This is a genomic window from Actinomycetota bacterium, assembly GCA_040905475.1.
Lineage (GTDB): Bacteria > Actinomycetota > AC-67 > AC-67 > AC-67 > DATFGK01.
Map to the genome: position 1 here is coordinate 1 of JBBDRM010000054.1, position 3,038 is coordinate 3,038.

Here is a 3,038-nt window from a genome sequence, read left to right on the forward strand (position 1 = left end):
CCAGGGTTGTGCCGCCGACCGGATCGACGAAGATCACGGTCACGTAGAGCGTGCTGCCTTTCCACACGGTACCGACGCCGATCCGGTTGTACGCGCCTTCGAGGATGTGGGTGCGATGCGAGCTCGACCCCATGAACGCTTGATGCACGGATTTCGCCGAAGGGCCGCGGCCGACGTTCTCGCCGATCTTCTTCCAATCGTCTACGTCGCTGCCGATGCTTGAGTTGTGGTAGATGGCGCCTTTGGCCGCCATCTCTGCGCTGTGTTTGCGCGCCACGGAGACAAGATCGCTCGAGAGCGTGAGCTTCGCCTTCCCGTACTGCGCCCGCGACGCGTTCGTGTAGGACAGCAATGAGCCCTCGTCGGACGTGAGCGCGTTCGCCTTAGGGAAGGGGGAAGATGCGGTGAAGACGAGAGCGCCGACGAGGGCTGCGAGGACCCGCAAACGGGTCTTCCCCCCAGACACCGCGCGGAACGATACGGATGTCGAACGTCCTAAGCAAGTGCATCCGGCGTCCTGCATGCATGGGGGACTCGGACCCTACGTAGCGTGACTTTAGACCTACTTTTTGTAGAGCAAGCCCGACCTGCAGTTTCACGTGAGCCGCCGGTCGAAGATGCTCACGCAGAGTGGTGAAACACGGATCAGGATCGTTTGGCTCCGGCGAGGAAGTCGCGCACGGTGTCGACCGTCCGGGCGATCGCACCGTCGCCCGCGGCGGCGAACGCCGGGTGAACATCGGGGAACTACGTCACGGTATCGGAGCCGAAGACGGCATAGTCACCTCGAACGTGGATCCCTTGCCGAGCTCGCTTTTCGCCTCCACGTGACCGTCGTGCTGCTCCGCGATGTGCTTGACGATCGCGAGGCCGAGACCGGTGCCGCCGGTTTCTCGTGAACGAGCCCGATCAACGCGGTAGAAGCGTTCGAAGATCCGTGGGAGCTCGCGCGACGGGATGCCGATCCCGGTGTCGGACACCACGACGCGCGCTTCGCCGTGCGCCCCCGAAACCTGAACGCGGATCGTGCCGCCTTCCCGGGTATAGCGAACGGCATTGTCGAGCAGATTGCTGAAGACCAGCGCGAGGTCCTTGCGCGATCCTCTCACCGTCACCGGTTCAGCGGCCAGCTCGACGATGAGGCCGGCGCCACGCGTCCGCTCTCCGACGCGGTCCACCTCTTCGTGCGCGAGCAGGTCCAGGCGGACGGCCTCACGTACGGGGCGCTCGCTCTCGAGCCGCGAGAGGTCGAGGAGATCCATGACGATGCGGGAAAGCCGCTCCGAGTCGCTCAGCAGGAGACCCGCGAAGCGACGCGCGGCCTCCGGATCCTCCTCGAGCGCGTGCCCTAAGGTCTCGGCCGCCGCCTGGATCGAGGCGACGGGGGTCTTCAACTCATGGGATGCGGCGGCGACGAAATAGCGGCGGATCGCGTCCACCCGGCGTGCCTCCGTGACGTCGCGGAGAACCAGCAGGACCAGCCCCTCGCCGCCTGCGGGGAACGCCGACACAAGAACCGTTCGCGCGCGCTGGCCGATCTCGATCTCTTGTTCGCGCGCCGATCCCACCTCGAACGCTTGGGCCACGAGACGTCGGAGCACCGGAGGGATGAACGGTTCTTGCGCCGCCCCCGGGGCGGCAAGGGGGAAGTCGGCGGCCATCCGGCCCAGGAGCGTGAAGGCGGCGGGATTCGCGTACCGGATGCCTCCCCGTTCGTCCAGCAGGACAACGCCCTCGTCCAGCGCAGCGAGCACGAGGTCGCGGGTTCGCCGGTCGGCTTCCGCATCCCCCAACCGAGCCGAGAACTCGGCGGCCTTCACCGCGGCGCCGCTCCGTTCCGCAACGAGACGGCCGGCGAGGCGCCTCCGAGCGAGCAATGCGGCCACGAACCCGACCGAGGCGGCGATCGCGAGCAGAACGGCGATCAGCATCCAAGCTCCGGGCGGCTCGTCGCGTTCACTCCAACGCAGTGTAGGTCAGCGCGCGGATCCGTTCCCGGAGAGTTCACCTGCCCGTCACCTGGGCCTCGGATCGGTGCCACCTGCCTAGGCTAGGGTCGGCGGCGTGGGCATCGTGCGGCAGATCGGGAGGCGGACTCCCTTTCATCCGTCGGCCCAACGGCCGGTGATCACGGTTGCGCTCATCGCACACGACGCGAAGAAGGATGAGCTTGCCCGGTTCATGCGCGCTCACGCGGGCTTCACGCACGCTTTTCGTTTCCTGGCTCCTGAAGACACCGCGGCCGCAGTCGATGACCCCGGGCTCGACCTGGAGGTCACGGCGCCGGATACGCTCGGTGGGGACCTTCAGATCGCAGCGGCGATCGTCGAGGGTCGCGTCGACGCCGTGATCTTCTTCCACGACCCGCTGGCCGCCCTCCCGTCCGAGCCGGCGTTGATGACCACGCTGAAGGTGTGCGACCTCGAGCCGATCCCGGTCGCAACCAACCGAGTGGCCGCGGAGATCCTTCTCCACCACCTTTCGCAGATCGCGGACCGTGAGCCCGGCGCGGCTCAGGGTTTGGACGACGTAGTCGTCGAAAGGGTTTTGATGCTGGCCGCCCCCCGGCCGGGCGAAGACGGTCCTCCGCCGCAGCGCTGAGGTGCGTACCATACGGGCGTCGTGAACAACCATCGCGTGCTTTTCGTCTGCATCCAGAACGCGGGACGCAGCCAGATCGCCGAAGCGCTTTTCGATGCGCTCGGCGGCGGTGCGGGGGAGGCTCGATCGGCGGGGACCCGGCCGGCCGACGAGGTCCATCCACACGTCGCGGCCGCGCTCGCCGACCGAGGATTCGATGTCAGCAGGAAGATCCCGCACCGGCTCACCACCGAGGACGCAGATTGGGCGGACGTCGTGGTCACCATGGGGTGCGGCGACGAGTGCCCCGTCACCGGGAAGCCCACCGAGGACTGGGGGCTTCCCGACCCGAAGCTGATGTCCGCGTCCGATCTCGCCCAGCTGATCGACGAGATCGGACTGCGCGTGGCCGATCTCCTGGACCGCCTCGACCAGAAGACCGCGTCGGGGGGGGGGGG

The 3,038-nt window shown here is 67.3% G+C and carries 4 protein-coding genes; 2 read left to right on the forward strand and 2 right to left on the reverse strand.

Going from position 1 to position 3,038, the window contains the following annotated elements; genetic code table 11:
• A partial coding sequence (locus WEB06_04580) for a CAP domain-containing protein (GenBank protein MEX2554889.1) occupies positions 1 to 466 on the reverse strand: 466 nt, incomplete at its 3' end.
• Between the two features lie 286 nt (positions 467 to 752).
• Positions 753 to 1,931 (reverse strand): ATP-binding protein, encoded by a 1,179-nt coding sequence (locus tag WEB06_04585; GenBank protein ID MEX2554890.1) that lies wholly within the window; start codon positions 1,929 to 1,931, stop codon positions 753 to 755.
• A 133-nt stretch (positions 1,932 to 2,064) separates the two neighbouring features.
• Here WEB06_04585 and WEB06_04590 point away from each other — a divergent pair, with 133 nt between their 5' ends.
• Both WEB06_04590 and WEB06_04595 read left to right on the forward strand, forming a co-directional pair.
• Complete coding sequence (locus tag WEB06_04590) at positions 2,065 to 2,601, forward strand: methylglyoxal synthase (GenBank protein MEX2554891.1); 537 nt, start codon at positions 2,065 to 2,067, stop codon at positions 2,599 to 2,601.
• Positions 2,602 to 2,622: 21 nt separating this feature from the next.
• Positions 2,623 to 3,038: heat-shock protein HtpX (locus WEB06_04595; protein MEX2554892.1), on the forward strand; the 416-nt coding region annotated here is incomplete at its 3' end.